This window comes from Streptomyces sp. NPDC048411 (assembly GCF_040704695.1).
In the GTDB taxonomy this organism is placed as follows: domain Bacteria; phylum Actinomycetota; class Actinomycetes; order Streptomycetales; family Streptomycetaceae; genus Streptomyces.
Window position 1 is genome coordinate 14,287 of the sequence record NZ_JBEZKL010000094.1, and the last position, 15,421, is coordinate 29,707.

Genomic DNA, 15,421 nt, shown 5'->3' on the forward strand with positions numbered 1-15,421 from the left:
CGCGACCCGTCACAGGACATGCAAGCAGACGTGGCCATCGCCTACGACGGACGGCAAGAGTTTCCGCACGCCGTAGGAGCCCTGGCCTCAGAAGCCGCCCCGGACACCACACCGCTCCGCCTCGACGCCTCCGCCGGCGCTTCAACGACACGCTCGCCACCTGTGCCCGGCATGACTTCCCGCAAGGGCTGTGACTACGCCTCGTGTGGGTCGCTCAGCGACCGCCACGTCGAACCTCGTAGCACGGCCACGCGTCATGAAGTGGTGCCCTCATCAGACGCCATCTCGCCCGTATCGATCGAGCTGGCGGTGCAGGCTCTGCTCCAGATGGTGTCGCATCGCCTCCCCAGCCCGTTCCGGGTTGCGTCGCAGCACAGCTCTCAGGATGCGGCCGTGCTCGACGACCGTCGCCGGGCTGCCGCCTGTGACGGGGCTCAGCCTGAAGAGGTGGAGGTGTGTGTGCAGACGCTCCACTGCCGCGGCAAGAAGGGGCCGGCCCGACGCGGCGGCTAGCGCCTCATGGAAGCGCTGGTCCAGTGCCGCGAAGCGGCCGTATACGGCGTAGCTGTCACCCTTGTCGGGCAGGCCCTGCATCTCCTCGACCAGGGTCTCGATCCGGTCCAGGTCGGCATCCCCTGCGCACTCTGCGGCCAGCGCGGCGGCAGGCGGCTCCAGGAGCAGGCGCATTTCGAAGAGCTGCTCCACGCTGTGCCGGGTGAGCAGTTCGGTGGCGCGGTATCCCGACAGCGAGCGTTTCACCACGAGTCCGTCCGACTCGAGCCGGGCCAGCGCTTCGCGCACGGGAGTGGCCGAGACCCCCAGCGACCGGGAAATCGACTCGATCCCCACCCGTGCACCCGGCTGGATCACGTGATCCATCACCATCGCCTTGACGGCCTCGTAGACGCTGTCCGTCAGGACCTCCCGCCGTGCGGCGGGAGGTCCTGCCCCTGCGGACACGTTCGCGCCCACCGGCATCTCCTGGGACTCCTTTCGACCCCGGCACGGGGTGGATCCCCCGACGCCATCGAGCAAATTCTATACGATCCTGACCCCGCTCCTGACGCCAATCAACCGTCTCTACGCAGGTATTGACGCAGACGACCACTCTGCCCCAGCATCACAACGAACGAAATCCTATTTGATTCGAGTGGGGCACAGCCATGAGCCGTCATACAACCGCCTTGCCAGCCGCCATCACCCTGATGCTTCTGGTCACCGCGTCGTCCGCCTGCACTGTCAAGAACTCGGACGAGCCCGGCGCCACGGGCGCCGCCTCCGGGAACGCCGGTGTCGGGACGGCCGAGCTGGCCGACGGCTCCAGGACCAAGGTCGCGCTGGTCCCGGGGGGCGCCCACCCCTATTTCCAGCCCTGGAAGCAGGCTGGCGAGACGGCCAAGAAGACGCTCAAGCTGGGCGACGTCACCTTCGACGAGACCGCCGAGTGGGACCAGCAGAAGCAGAACAACCTCCTCTCGACGCTCGCCGCCCGCGGCTACAACGCGTTCGGCATCTTCGGGGTGTCCCCGACCGACATCAACACCACCTTCGCGGACCTCAAGTCCCAGGGATTCGCCGTCGCATCGCTGGCCTCCTGTCCGGCCGGCGGCACCAACGAGGCGGACTTCTGCCTCTCCACGGACGTCGAGCTCGCCGCGTACAAGGCTGCGAAGGCCGCCATCGAGGCCATGGACGGCAAGGGCGCCCTTGTCCACCTGACCGGCAACAACGTCGACGCCAACACCCAGCTACGCAAGCGGGGAGTGGAGAAGGCGGTGAAGGAGACCGGCGGCAAGGTCACCCTGCTGCAGACCATCACCGACATCGACAAGGACCTCCAGACGGCCCAGAAGGCCGTGTCCGACCTGCTTGCCGCCAAGGGCGGTCACATCGCGGGCATCGTCTCCACCGCCTACAACCCGGCGGTCGCCGCCGCCGAGGCCGTACGTGAGTCCGACTCGAAGGCCAAGGTCGTGGCCATCGACGACGACACCAAGATCCTCTCCTCGATCAAGAACGGCTCCGTCAGCGCCACCGTCGTACAGAACCCGGTCGGCCAGGCGGAGATCGGCGCCTGGGCGCTCGCCCTGCTGCAGACCAAGCAGTGCACCATGAAGCAGCCCGGCAAGATCGTCGACTCCGGCTCGTTCGTCGTCACGAAGGACAACGTCACCAACTACGACGACGCGCGCAAGACGACGACCGCCCAGCTGAAGAAGCAGTTCGCCGACGAGTTCCTCTCCTGCGGCTGACCACCCCGGCCACGGACACAGAAAGTCAGCACACGCGCATGAGCATCATCACCAACGCAACGGCCCTGCTGGCCGACATCGACGTGGAGACCGACCGCACCGACGCCGTGCAGTCGTTCGTCAAGCAGGAGACCGTCCTCGTCACGCTCACCACGGCCGACGGTCTCGTGGGAACCGGCTACGCGTACACGATCGGCACCGGCGGGACTTCGGTTCTGGCACTCCTCCGGGACCACCTGCTGCCCCTCGTCACCGGCAAGGACGCCCGCAATGTCGAGGGGCTCTGGCAGCAGCTTTTCGCCCATACCCGCGCCACCACCACAGGCGCCATCACCTCGCTGGCGCTCGCCGCCGTGGACACGGCCCTGTGGGACCTGCGGTGCAAGCGCGCCGGAGAGCCGCTGTGGCGACTGGCCGGCGGCCACCGCCAGGAGATCCCCGTCTACGACACCGAGGGCGGCTGGCTCCACCTGAGCACCGAGGACCTGGTCAAGTCCGCGCTCACGGCCAGGGACGCGCAGTTCTCCGGGGTCAAGATCAAGGTCGGCAAGCCGCACGTCGCCGAGGACGCGGAGCGCCTGCGCGCCGTCCGCGAGGCGGTCGGCCCCGCGCTGCACATCATGACGGACGCCAACCAGTCGCAGTCACTGTCCTCGGCCGTGCAGCTGGCCGCCGCCCTGGAGCCTTACGACCCGTACTGGCTCGAGGAGCCCATGCCCGCGGACGACCTCAGCGGCCACGCCCGGCTCGCCCGCTCCACCCGAATCCCGATCGCCGTCGGCGAGTCGATGTACTCGCCCATGCAGTTCCGCACCTACCTGGAATCCGGTGGCGCCTCCGTGGTGCAGGTCGACGTCGCCCGGGTCGGGGGCATCACCCCGTGGCTGAAGGTCGCTCACCTCGCGGAGACCTTCAACGTCATGGTCTGCCCGCACTTCCTGATGGAACTGCACGTCAGCCTGGTCGCCGCGGTCAGCAACGGCGCCTACGTCGAGTACATACCGCAGCTGCGCGCCGTGACCCGCACCGAGATGGTCCTGCGCGACGGCCTGGCCGTGGCGCCGGACCAGCCGGGCATCGGCATCGACTGGGACATGGACGCCATCGAGGACCGGAGGGTCTCATGAACACGGCCGTCACACCCGACAGCGAGACCGACCGCCCCACCGGCGGCGTCCGCCGGGCTCACCGGCTGCCGTTCTGGGTCAACCAGCGGCTGGGGCTGCTGGTGCTCATCGTCGCGCTCGGCGCCTTCTTCGGCGTTCTGCGGCCGGCCTTCTTCGACGAGCGGCTGGTGCTCTTCCCGCTCCTGAGGGACATCTCGACGCTCACCGTGGTGGCACTCGCGCAAATGGTTGTGCTCTCCATCGGGCACATGAACCTCGCGGTCGGGCGCATGGCCGCCTTCGGTGCCTTCTTCGCCGGGTTCGGATACGACCGGCTCGGACTTCCGCTGGCGCTGGGCCTGGTGCTGTGCCTCGTCGCCGGGTGCGCCATCGGGGCCCTGACCGGCTGGATCATCGCCCGCACCGGCGTGAACTCGTTCGTCGTGACGCTGGCCATGGACTTCGCCCTGCTGGGCCTGGTCTCCCTGCTCTACTCGGCCCTCACGGAGAACGCCGCGTTCACCACGCGGCCTGACGGACTCGCCGAACTGCGCTCGTACTCGCTGGCCGACATCTGTGCCGGTCCGGTCTGCGGCTCACCCGCCATCCCGCAGATGGCCCAGTTCACCCTGTTCGCCCTCGTCGGCCTCGGCTTCCTCTACGCCCGTACCCGCATGGGCCGCGAGCTGCTGCTCACCGGCGCCAACCCGGCCGCCGCCGAGCTGTCCGGCATCCCCACCGGGCGCAGGGTCGTCTTGGCGCACGCGTTGTCCGGGCTGCTCGCCGCCCTCGCCGGCTTCATGGCCGCCGTCGGCACGGGCACGTTCCGGGCCTCCATCGGCGACGACTTCATGCTCCCCTCATTCCTCGGCGCCGTCCTCGGCGGCACCCTCCTCACCGGTGGCGTCGTCTCCGTCATCGGCGCCCTGCTTGGCACCTCCCTGGTCGGCGTCATCCGCAAGGGGCTCGACCTGCTCGGTGTCGGCCTGGAAAGCCTCAACATCTACCTCGGCTGCGTACTTCTGCTGGCTCTGTCAGCAGACCGGGTGCGCACCGTCGTGTCCTATCGCAAGGTGGTGCGCTCCACATGACGACGCTCCGCGACAAGGGAACCGCGGCCCTTCCGGCACTGCGGCGCTTCTCCCGGTCCACCGAGATGACCCTGCTGTGCGTGGTCGTCCTCGGCTACGTCGGCCTCGGCATCGCCTCGTCCGGCTCCTTCTTCGAGGGATCCTCCCTCCGCACGTTCCTGCAGTATCTCGCCACGCCCATCCTCATCGGACTGGCCCAGATGGTGGCCCTGTGCGTCGGGCAGCTCAATCTCGCCGTCGGCGCGCTGGGCGGTTTCAGCGCCTGTCTGATGGGCGTGCTGATGGCCGACCACGGCGTGCCGGCGGGCCTGGCCGTACTGATCGGCGTCCTCACCGCCACCCTGATCGGCCTGCTGACCGGCGTATTCATCGTCGCCACCCGCATCAACGGCTTCATCGTCACCCTCGGCACCATGACGATCCTGCTCGGCGCCCAGTACCGGCTCTCCGGCACCCGCACCATCGACGGATACTCGGCCACGCTGCGCGACTTCGGCCGCTCGGCGCCCCTGAACATCCCCCTGGTGTTCGTCACCGCGCTCGCCGCGGCCGCGATGCTCGCCGCATTCATGTACCGCACCATCGCGGGGCGGCGCCTGCTGGCCGCCGGCGGCAACCCACTCGCCGCCCGGCTGTCGGGCATCTCCACCGACCGTCAGATCGTGCTTGCCCACACCCTGTCGGGCCTGCTCGTCGGCATCGCCGCGGTGACCGCCACCGCCTCGCTGCCCGGCGTCAACCGCAGCGTCGGCGGGGACTGGCTGCTGTCCAGCTTCGCGGCGCCCATCATCGGCGGCGTCGCGCTCACCGGCGGCTCGGTGGCGGTGCTGGGCACCGTGCTCGCCGCCTTCGTCATGCGGCTGATCGACACCGCCCGCGCCCAGTTCTCCCTGGACCCGAGCTGGGTGAACTTCCTCATCGGCCTGGTCGTCCTCGGAACGGTCGTCGGCGGACGCATCCACCAGACCCAGCTCGAGAAGAACGGCAAGGCGCCCGGCCCCACGCCGCCCGCGCCGCCGAAGGGCGACGCGCGTCCGGCCGCTGCCCTGCCGAGCACGAGAGGCGCCTGATGAGCAACGTCCTGCTGGAATGCGAGAACATCGTCAAGGTCTTCCCCGGGGTACGCGCCCTCGACGGCGTCGGCCTGACCCTGAACGCCGGTTCCGTACACGCCCTGCTGGGCGAGAACGGAGCAGGCAAGTCCACCCTGATCAAGGTGATCACAGGCGTCCACCTGCCCGACGGCGGCAGACTCCTGTGGCGTGGAGACGAGATCCACCTGCGCTCCCCACTCGAGGCCGCCCGAGCCGGCATCGGCGTGGTCCACCAGGAACGCAACCTGATCCCCGACTTCTCCGTGGCCGAGAACGTCACATTGCAGAGCCCGCCCGCGCGCTGGGGACTGGTAGACAGGAAGGCGATGGCCGGCCCCACCGAGCGCTGCCTCGCCGAGCTCGGCCTGGACCTCGACCCGCACCGCCCCGTACGGGAACTGTCCGTGGCGCAGCAGCAGTTGGTAGAAATCGCCAAGGCCCTGTACACCGAGAGTCAGGTGCTCCTGCTCGACGAGCCCACCGCGTCCCTCTCCCCGCAGGAAGCAGAACGCCTCTTCGACGTCGTGCGCCGCCTCAAGGAGCGCGGCACGTGTGTGGTGTTCGTCAGCCACAAGCTGGAGGAGGTCTTTGCCATCTGCGACACCGTCACGGTCCTGCGTGACGGTCGGTCGGTGCTCGAGTCGGCTCCACTCGCCGAGTACGCACAGGACGACGTGGTCACCCTTATGGTCGGCCGTCAGCACTCGGTGACGGACATGACCCCGCGTACGGTGGACACCTCGGCAGTGCCCGCTCTCTCCCTGTCGGGTCTGTGCACGGCGACCGGGCATCAGGACGTCAGCCTCGATGTCCGCCCCGGAGAAATCGTCGGTCTGTACGGTCTGGTCGGCGCCGGCCGCAGCGAACTGGTCAAGGCCGTCCTCGGCCTCGACCGGGTCACGGGCGGCGAGATCCGGGTGTACGGCGAACCGGCGCGGATCGGATCTCCCCGGGAGGCCCTGCACACCTACGGCATCGGCTATCTGACCGAGAACCGCAAGGAGGAAGGCGTCTTCCTGGAGCAGCCCATCGTCCGGAACATCACCGTGACAGTATGGAAGAAGCTCGGCCGGTTCCTCGGCGACATCTCCTCCCGTCAGGAGAAGGAAGTCTCGCAGGATCTGGTCGACCGCCTCGGCATCCGCATCTCCGGCCTTGAGCAGAACGCCGGTGAACTGTCCGGCGGCAACCAGCAGAAGGTGAGCCTGGCGAAGTGGCTCGCGGCCGACACCAGGCTGCTGGTCGTCGACGAGCCGACCGTCGGGGTGGACGTGCGCACCAAGCACGCCTTCCACGAACTGATCTGGGAGCTGGCCCGCGGCGGCCTGCCCATTCTGCTGATCAGCAGCGACCTGACGGAGATGATCACCCTGGCCGACCGGGTCGTCGTCATGGCCGATCACCGCATCCGCGGCAAGGTGGACAACGACCACGACTACGACCGCATGAGCGGGCAGATCATCCGGATCATCCACGACCGCGCCGGCTCGGCCGCGACCGCGAAGAGCAGCACCTCATGAGGCGCGTCGCCCAGGTCATCCGCGTTCTGCCCGACAAGGTGGACGAGTACCGGGAGTTGCACCGCAACGTGCCCCGACCGGTCCTCGACCGGCTGCGAGGCTGCCACATCACCAACTACTCGATCCACCTGCTCGGCGACCAGCTCTTCGCCTACTTCGAGTACCGCGGCGACGATCTGGCGGCGGACCTCGCCGCGATGGCCGAAGACCCGGCGACCCAGGAGTGGTGGCGGCGCACCGCGCCCTGCCAGCGGCCCGTCGACGAGGCCGCGCCCGGCGAGTGGTGGGCCGACATGGAACAGGTCTTCCTCATGAAGTAGGCCCGCGCTCCGGACTGCGCCAGCCCGAACCACCGCGCGGTACGACCGGTACCGCGCCCTCAAGGAGAAACACGTGAAACTGCTGCGCCTCGGCGCCCCAGGTTCCGAACGCCCGGCCGTCCTGGCCGACGACGGACACACCTACGACCTCACCGGACTGACCCGCGACATCGAAGGGCCCTTCCTGGCCGCGGACGGCGTCGACCGGGTCTGTCCCGACGGCGCCTTCCGGGCCGCCGACCGCACCGCACACGAGAAGGGCATCCACTGATGGGCGAACTGGACGGTCTCAAGTCCTTGGTGACCGGTGGCGCCTCCGGCATCGGCCGGGCCACCGCGGAGCTGCTGGCTGCCCGTGGCGCGGACGTCGCCGTACTCGACCTCGACCCCTCGTCCGTCGACAAACCCCTTCGCGGGTACGTCGCCGATATGTCGGACGATGCCTCCGTGCGGTCCGCGGTCACCGCCGCCGCCGAGGACCTCGGCGGCATCGACATCCTGGTCAACAACGCCGGCATCGGCGCCGCGGGCACCGTCGAGGACAACGATGACGCCGAGTGGCACCGCGTTCTGGGCGTGAACGTCCTCGGCGTCGTCCGCACCACCCGGACGGCCCTGCCCCGGCTGCGCGCCTCGGCACACGCGGCCGTCGTCAACACCTGCTCGATCGCCGCGACCGCGGGACTTCCGCAGCGTGCCCTGTACAGCGCCAGCAAGGGCGCGGTCCAGGCCCTCACCCTGGCCATGGCGGCGGACCACGTGCGCGAGGGCATCCGCGTCAACTGTGTGAACCCGGGTACGGCGGACACCCCGTGGGTGGGCCGTCTCCTCGACCGGGCGAACAACCCGGAAGCCGAGCGGGCAGCGCTCAACGCCCGCCAGCCCATGGGCCGCCTGGTCACCGCGGACGAAGTGGCTGCCGCCATCGTCTATCTGGCGAGTCCGGCCGCCGCCTCTGTCACGGGAACGGCCCTCGCGGTGGACTGCGGAATGCAGGGGCTGCGGCTGCGCCCGGAGGGGCAGTGATGGCAGCTGATGGAGACGAGACCGTAGGGGCGATGATGGCAGCGGACGAGAACGAGGCCGGGCCGGCCACGGCGCCGGTCCGGACCCTCGGTCGCAGCAGTGTCCCCGTCACCGCCCTCGGCTTCGGCGCCGCCGCGGTCGCCGGGCTCAACGGTGACGTGGGCGAGGACGAGGCGACAGCAGCGGTGGAGGCCGCCTGGAGCGCAGGCATCCGCTACTTCGACACCGCCCCGCACTACGGTGTGGGCCTGTCGGAACGCAGACTCGGCGCGGTCCTGCGGGCGAAGCCCCGGGACGGCTTCACCCTGTCCACCAAGGTGGGCCGGGTGCTCGTGCCGCGAGAGGGCGGGGGTGACGACCGGGCCAACGGCTTCGCCGTACCGGCCACCCACACGCGGAGGTGGGACTTCAGCGCCGACGGAGTGCGCCGCTCACTGGAGGACAGCCTCACCCGCCTCGGACTCGACCGCGTCGACCTGGTCCTGCTCCACGATCCCGACGACCACGAGGAACAGGCGTTCCGGGAGGCATATCCTGCGCTGGAGGAGCTGCGGTCGCAGGGCGTCGTCCGGGCGATCGGCGCGGGAATGAACCAGAGCCGAATGCTGGCCCGGTTCCTGACCGACACCGACGTCGACGCGGTACTCTGCGCCGGGCGCTACACCCTTCTGGAGCAGGGCGCTCTGGACGCGCTGCTGCCCGCCGCGGCTGCGGGCGGCAAGAGCGTGATCGTCGGCGGGGTGTTCAACTCCGGGCTGCTGGCCGACCCCACGCCCGGGGCCATGTACGACTACAAGACGGCGCCCGAGGAACTCGTGGGCCGGGCCCTGCGGATGAACGAGGTCACCGAAGCGCACGGGGTGCGGCTGCGGGCCGCCGCGCTCCGCTTCCCCTTCGGGCATCCGGCGGTCGCGTCGGTCCTGGTCGGGGCGAGGTCGGCCGACCAGGTCCGGGACGCAGCGGCGCAGTACCGTCGTCCGGTTCCCGGCGCAGTATGGGAGGCTCTGCGGGAGCGGGGGCTGCTGCCCAATGGAGTGCCGGTGCCGGACGCAAGGACGGAGGGGATCCTTTCATGACGATCGTCGACGCCCACCACCACCTGTGGGACCTGACCGTACGCGATCAGGAGTGGATCGACGGCCCCCGGCTCGCCCCGTTGCGGCGCTCCTTCGTCCTGGCCGACCTGAAGGCCGAGACCCGTGCGGCCGACGTGGCGGCCACGGTGCTGGTTGAGACGGTCAACGTGGCCGAGGAGACTCCGGAGTTGCTGGCCCTGGCCGCGGAGAGCGACGTGATCGGAGCGGTCGTGGGGTGGACCGACCTGACGGCGCCAAACGTCGCCGACGCGCTGGACGCACTGCGGTCCCTGCCTGGTGGCGGCTTCCTGCGTGGCATCCGCCACCAGGTCCAGGGGGAAACCGACCCCGACTGGCTGACCCGGCCGGACGTACTGCGCGGCTTGCGCGCGGTCGCCGCGGCAGGGCTCGTCTACGACCTGGTCGTGCTGCCGCATCAGCTGCCCGCGGCGACGCGGGCAGCTGATGCCGTGCCCGGGCTCACCTTCGTCCTGGACCATCTCGGCAAGCCACCGATCGCGTCCGCGCAACGCGAGCCGTGGGCGGAGCACCTGCGAGCACTGGCCGCCCTGCCGAACACGGTGTGCAAACTCTCCGGGATGGTGACCGAGGCCGACTGGGAGTCGTGGACGGTCGACGACCTGAGACCGTACGCCGACACCGTGATCGACGCCTTCGGCCCCCGGCGGCTGATGTTCGGCTCGGACTGGCCGGTGTGCACGCTCGCCGCGGGCTATGGCGAGGTCGTGCGCTCCGCCGGGGAACTCACGGCGGAGCTGACCCAGGCCGAGCAGGCCGAAGTATGGGCCGGCACCGCTCGGCGCGTCTACCGGATGACCGGCACGCACGCCGACTGATCCCCGCTCCGTCCCGCCGGCGTCTCAGGCCCACGGTCGCCCAGCGGTCACTGCTCGTCGAACAGGCTCAGTTGGCGCTCCAGGCTGCGGGTGAGATGCTCGGCCATCGTCTCCTCGGCACGTTCGGCCCGACGGCGCAGTATCGCCCGTACCACTCGCTCGTGCTCGTCAATAGTGAGATCGCCCGCGTCCTGCAAGCCGCTGAGGCGGAAGATGTGCAGGTGCGCGTGGAGCCGTTCCACCGCGTCCGTGAGCAGTGGCCGGTGGGCGGCTTCCACGACGGTGTCGTGGAAACGCTGGTCCAGCGAGGCGAAGTCACGGTAGGAGACGTACGGCCCAGTGGGGCCGGGGGGGTGGGCCTGCATGGTCTCCAGCGTCGCCTCTATGGCGTCGAGTTGACTTTCGTCGGCGTTGCGGGCAGCGAGGGCCGCAGCGCGCGGTTCCAAGAGCAGCCGCATCTCGAACAGCTCCTCGACGCCTTGACGGGTGAGCAACTCGGTCGCGCGGTACCCGGACAGGGAGCGTTTGACGACGAGACCGTCGGACTCGAGGCGGGCCAGGGCCTCGCGTACCGGAGTCGGTGAGACATTGAGGTCACGGGCCAGGGCCTCGATGCCGACGCGCGCGCCCGGGGCGATCTCGTGATCCATGACCCTGGCCTTGATGTCCTCGTAGACACTGTCGGACAGCACCTTGCGGACCGGCGGGGTGGACGGCACACGTCCCCTGGCCGCGCCGGCGGGGACGCGCGGGTCGTGTTCCGGCATCCGAGCCTCCCTGTGCTGAGTGCCATGGTCACCAGCAGCTTAGCGATGTCCGGCCGCCCCCTGCGTGGCTCCCTCATACATCTGTGCGGATCACCACCACCAGCGTGCGCGGGCCGTGCACTCCCTCGACGCGTTCCAGCTCGATGTCCGCGGTGGCCGACGGACCGCTGATCAGGGTCGTCGGCCGGTCGGGAACAAGTCGGGCCAGCGCCTCCGGCACCCCGACGGCGACCGCGGAGAGGTCCACCACGCACACGTGCACGTCAGGAACCAGGGAGAGCGCCCGGCGGCCCTGGTCGGCGGAGCCGTCCAGGAAGATGGTCCCGGTCTCGGCACACCCGGCCGCCGAGGCGGTCACGACCGCGTCGAATTCGCCCAGCGCGGACGGCGGCACCTCAAAGCGGTCCTCCTCGACGATGCCCTTCCAGTCCGCCATCCAGGCCCGGTCGAGACCGGCGGGCACGCCGATCCGGCGGGCGCCGAGAGCGGCCAGGACCTCCGCGACCGTCCCGGCCGTCCCGGCGGCGGTGCAGGTGCGGACACTGGGCCTCCACGGTCGCCTCCTGCCTCGGTGTCATATCGCCCAGACATCCTAGCTATGGTCCGACCACAGCCGGTTGCGCGCTACCCGATCAAATAGGAAAGCTGCCGGGTTGCGCGCGGGCGCAAGCATTACGCCCGGACTCGAAACTCGCCCCTCCTGAGCTGTGATTACGCCACGACAGGGCCGCTCGGCCCCCGACCGCGTCGCGTGGCGTCCCCCAAACCCAGAGACTCCGCCCGTCACTTTCCTATAGGAAATCTCGTCGGTTCTCTTGACAGTACTCAGCCACCTCGATGCACTTCTGCTCTGTCACGGAGTACCGCCCCTCGCAAGGAGCAGCAGCCCATGTCTGATCGATCCCGTTCCCACTACCCCGCCGAAGAGCAGGCCGGAATGTCACGCCGCGGAGTGCTGCGGGCCGGGGCAACCGTAGGCGCCCTCCTGGCGCTGTCGTCCCTCCCCCAGTTCGTCCCGGCCGCCACCGCGGTCACTCGGCCCGGCTCGCTGTCCCTGGTCCCGGAGGACCAGGCGGTGACGCTCTGGTACCGCACGCCGGGACGGGAGAGCGCGATCACCTCTGAGGGGCTGCCTGTCGGCAACGGCCGGCTCGGGGCCCTGGTGACCGGTGACCCGGCTCGCGACGCCGTGGTGCTGGCGGACGTGACGCTGTGGACCGGGCACGCCAACACGAGGCTGGACTCCGACGGCCAGTTCCCGTACGGCACATCCGACTTCGGCACCTTCGGCATGCTGGCCAAGGCGTTCCTGGAAGTTCCCGCCCACACCACCACGGCCGTCACGGACTATCGGCGCACTCTCGACCTGAGTAACGGACTGGTGACCGCCACTTACAAGGTCGGCTCGGTCACCTATCGGCGTGAGGTGTTCTCCAGTCACCCTGACGACGTCGTGATCGTCCGTCTGTCGCAGAGCGGCGGCGGCAGCTACACGGGCTCGATGACACTGGCGGGCACCCGGAGCGAGTCCGTGACGGCTGACCCGGACGCCGCCGAGGTGTCGTTCGCGGCAACGCTGCCCAATTCTCTGAAGTACGCCGCCCTGGTGAAGGCGGTTGGGCAGGGCGGTAGTGTCTCGGCCTCCGGTACGAAGGTGACTTTCACTACGTGCACCGAGGTCGTGCTGGTCATCTCTGGCGGTACCAACTACAAGCCCGATGCCTCGGTCGTCTACAAGGACACCTCCCTGGTCCCGCTGACCGTCGCGCGGGACAAGGTCGCGCAGGCCGCAGGCGCTGCCGGTACGACGCTGCTCGCCACCCACGTCGCCGACTACCAGCGCCTCCAGCGGACGATGACGCTGGACCTCGGCACCTCGACAGACGAGCAGCGGGCGATGGACACGCAGGCACGGCTCACGGCCCGGGCGGCCCATGCGGCACCCGATCCGGAGCTGGAGGCCTCCTACCTGCACTTCGCCCGGTACCTGACGATCTGCGGGTCGCGCAGCAGCCTGCCCATCAACCTGCAGGGCCCGTGGATCGACACCAACACCCCGGACTGGATGAGCGACTACCACACCGACATCAATGTCCAGATGAACTACTGGCTGCCCGACCGTGTCGGTCTCTCCGAGTGTTTCGACGCCTTCACGGACTACTGCGTGGCCCAGCTGCCCGGCTGGAAGTCCGCCACCAAATCCCTGTTCCAGGACTCCCGCAACCGGTTCCGCAACACCTCCGGCAAGGTCGCCGGCTGGACGCTGGCCATCTCCACCAACATTTGGGGCGGCAACGGCTGGTGGTGGCACCCTGCCGGCAACGCCTGGATGTGCAACTCGCTCTACGAGCACTTCCAGTACACCCGGGACAGTGCGCACCTGAAGAAGATCTATCCCCTGCTCAAGGGGGCCTGCAAGTTCTGGGAGGCGCGGCTGGTGACCGCGAACGTTCCTGACCCGTCGACCGGCGGCACACGCGAGGTCCTGGTCGACGACCACGACTGGTCCCCCGAGCACGGACCGGATGACGCCCGCGGCATCACGTACTCGCAGGAACTGGTGTGGCAGCTCTTCGAGAACTACCGGGCGGCCGCGGCGGAGCTGGGCAAGGACCGCTCGTTCGCCGCCACTGTCGCCAGGCTGCAGAACAGGCTCTACCTGCCTGAGGTCAGCGCCACGAGTGGCTGGCTGGAGGAATGGATGAGTGACGACAATCTCGGCGAGACCAGGCACCGCCACCTCTCCGCCCACGTAGGGCTCTTCCCGGGCGACCGGATCAATCTCCAGGACTCCCCCACGTGGTTGATATCCGGAACCACCAGGCTGCTGGAGGCTCGGGGCATGAACAGCTTCGGCTGGGCCAGCGCCTGGCGTGCGATGTGCTGGGCGAGGCTGAAGCACCCGGAGCAGGCCTATCAGCTGCTGCTGGAAGTCCTGAGACCCGGAGTGAACTTCCATCACGGAAGCGCCATCAACATGTTCAACATGTACGGCCTCGGCAATTACTGGGTCTTCCAGAACGACGGCAACTTCGGCGTACCTGTCGCTATGGTCGAGATGCTCGTCCAGTCCCGCCCGGACCGTGTCGAGCTCCTGCCCGCGCTGCCGAAGGCGTGGGCGGCGTCGGGGTCGGTCACGGGGGTCGGCGTGCGAGGCGGCTTCACGGTGGACCTGGCCTGGACCGCCGGACAGGTCACGAGTGCGACGCTGCACGGCGCCGCCGGGCGCTCCACGACCGTGGCCTTCGGCGAGTGGAGCGAGAAGGTCACCGTGCCCTCCTCGGGGTCGGTGACCGTCACACCGCCCGTGCAGCACACCGTCTTCCAGGTGGTCAACCGCAGGACCGGGATGGCGATTGACGTCCCGGGTGCCTCCGCTTCGCAGGGCATCGGACTGATCCAGTACACCCCCAGCTCCGCCGCCAACCAGCAGTTCCGTTTCGTTCCCGTGGGCGGTGGCCTCCACGAGGTGTACACGACGCATGGCAGCACCCCGCTCGCGTGGGACGTCAGCGGCGGCACGTCGGACGATGGAGCCCAGCTCGTCCAGTGGGTTCCGACGCACGCCGAAAACCAGCAGTGGAAGATCGCCGACGTCGGTGACGGGTACGTCACGATCACCTGCGCCCGCAGCGGCAAGGTGCTGGGGGCCGCCGCCGGGTCAGGTATCGAGCAGCAGACACCGAGCAACGACACCGGACAGCAGTGGCGGCGCGCCGGTGTGTGACGACGTGTCCCTGCGCCGTCGACACGCCTTGCCGGGCGGACGGTGACGACGGCGAGGTGACCTGGGCGGGCAAGGCCTTTCGCCGTCGAATGCCGAGACTCACAGGTGATCGCAGGTAGCGGAGTCGAGCCAGGACCGGTAGGAGCCGGCAGGATCGTGGTGTACGGGTTCGACCCGCCACGCGCCCTATCCGGCTCGAACACGCGGCGGAATCAAGTGAATCCTCCGTGTGGCCATCGGATCGATCGATTGCGCGCTCCCCCGAACCAGTCACGGTCCTGATTCCCTGCTTCGGCAAGTGTGTGTGCCGACAGTGCCGTGGGGGTCTCGATGAACCGGGCGGCCGCGGAATGCACTGCGCGCGCCTCCCCTCTCTGGACGTACTCCGGGCACTCCGTCTGCCTCCCCCGCCGGCGCGGAGGCCGTGATCGCGGGGGCGGTACCGCCTTCCGGGCCTCGGCCGATCCTGGGCGTGCCCGTCGGGGCTGGTCCGGGGACGGAAGCGGCCACCGTCTCAGCAAGGTGGTGTGCGGCGCGGCCAACAACCAGCTGGCACACCCGGGCGTCGAGAAGGACCTCGCGGAC

Annotated in this window: 12 protein-coding genes and 2 pseudogenes; 11 read left to right on the forward strand and 3 right to left on the reverse strand. The window is 69.3% G+C overall.

Annotated features, from left to right (window positions below; genetic code table 11):
• Positions 1–273: 273 nt before the first annotated feature.
• Complete coding sequence (locus AB0915_RS27215) at positions 274–885, reverse strand: GntR family transcriptional regulator (protein WP_366693584.1); 612 nt, start codon at positions 883–885, stop codon at positions 274–276.
• A gap of 278 nt (positions 886–1,163) precedes the next feature.
• On the opposite strand from AB0915_RS27215, the gene AB0915_RS27220 reads away from it, so the two are divergent.
• From AB0915_RS27220 to AB0915_RS27265, 10 genes and pseudogenes are all read left to right on the forward strand, one after another.
• Complete coding sequence (locus AB0915_RS27220) at positions 1,164–2,252, forward strand: substrate-binding domain-containing protein (protein WP_366693573.1); 1,089 nt, start codon at positions 1,164–1,166, stop codon at positions 2,250–2,252.
• A 38-nt stretch (positions 2,253–2,290) separates the two neighbouring features.
• Positions 2,291–3,379 (forward strand): mandelate racemase/muconate lactonizing enzyme family protein, encoded by a 1,089-nt coding sequence (locus AB0915_RS27225; protein ID WP_366693574.1) that lies wholly within the window; start codon positions 2,291–2,293, stop codon positions 3,377–3,379.
• Entirely contained in the window at positions 3,376–4,449 is a 1,074-nt protein-coding gene (locus AB0915_RS27230) for an ABC transporter permease (protein ID WP_366693575.1), read from the forward strand. The genes AB0915_RS27225 and AB0915_RS27230 overlap by 4 nt, the downstream gene beginning before the upstream one ends.
• Entirely contained in the window at positions 4,446–5,519 is a 1,074-nt protein-coding gene (locus AB0915_RS27235; RefSeq protein ID WP_366693576.1) for an ABC transporter permease, read from the forward strand. The genes AB0915_RS27230 and AB0915_RS27235 overlap by 4 nt, the downstream gene beginning before the upstream one ends.
• Positions 5,519–7,063 carry a sugar ABC transporter ATP-binding protein gene (locus AB0915_RS27240; protein ID WP_366693577.1) on the forward strand — a complete coding sequence of 515 codons (1,545 nt, stop codon included), beginning with the start codon at positions 5,519–5,521 and terminating at the stop codon, positions 7,061–7,063. Before AB0915_RS27235 ends, AB0915_RS27240 begins: the two co-directional genes overlap by 1 nt.
• A complete protein-coding gene (locus tag AB0915_RS27245; protein ID WP_366693578.1) occupies positions 7,060–7,383 on the forward strand; it encodes an L-rhamnose mutarotase in 324 nt (107 codons plus the stop codon). Before AB0915_RS27240 ends, AB0915_RS27245 begins: the two co-directional genes overlap by 4 nt.
• Before the next feature lie 73 nt (positions 7,384–7,456).
• A pseudogene (locus AB0915_RS27250) lies at positions 7,457–7,591 on the forward strand (2-hydroxyhepta-2,4-diene-1,7-dioate isomerase); the annotation flags it as partial.
• 62 nt (positions 7,592–7,653) lie between these two features.
• The gene (locus tag AB0915_RS27255; RefSeq protein ID WP_366693579.1) at positions 7,654–8,409 is read left to right on the forward strand and encodes an SDR family oxidoreductase; all 756 of its coding nucleotides are present in this window, start codon (positions 7,654–7,656) and stop codon (positions 8,407–8,409) included.
• Between the two features lie 35 nt (positions 8,410–8,444).
• Positions 8,445–9,485, forward strand: a complete 1,041-nt coding sequence (locus tag AB0915_RS27260) for an aldo/keto reductase (protein WP_366693585.1) — start codon at positions 8,445–8,447, stop codon at positions 9,483–9,485.
• Entirely contained in the window at positions 9,482–10,342 is an 861-nt protein-coding gene (locus AB0915_RS27265) for an amidohydrolase family protein (protein ID WP_366693580.1), read from the forward strand. Before AB0915_RS27260 ends, AB0915_RS27265 begins: the two co-directional genes overlap by 4 nt.
• Before the next feature lie 47 nt (positions 10,343–10,389).
• On the opposite strand, the gene AB0915_RS27270 is transcribed toward AB0915_RS27265, so the two are convergent.
• Both AB0915_RS27270 and AB0915_RS27275 read right to left on the reverse strand, forming a co-directional pair.
• Entirely contained in the window at positions 10,390–11,109 is a 720-nt protein-coding gene (locus tag AB0915_RS27270) for a GntR family transcriptional regulator (RefSeq protein WP_366693581.1), read from the reverse strand.
• 73 nt (positions 11,110–11,182) lie between these two features.
• Positions 11,183–11,641 (reverse strand): annotated as a pseudogene (locus AB0915_RS27275) (LUD domain-containing protein); the annotation flags it as partial.
• Positions 11,642–11,998: 357 nt separating this feature from the next.
• Between AB0915_RS27275 and AB0915_RS27280 the strand changes: the two are divergent.
• Complete coding sequence (locus tag AB0915_RS27280; protein WP_366693582.1) at positions 11,999–14,836, forward strand: glycoside hydrolase N-terminal domain-containing protein; 2,838 nt, start codon at positions 11,999–12,001, stop codon at positions 14,834–14,836.
• Positions 14,837–15,421: the final 585 nt, after the last annotated feature.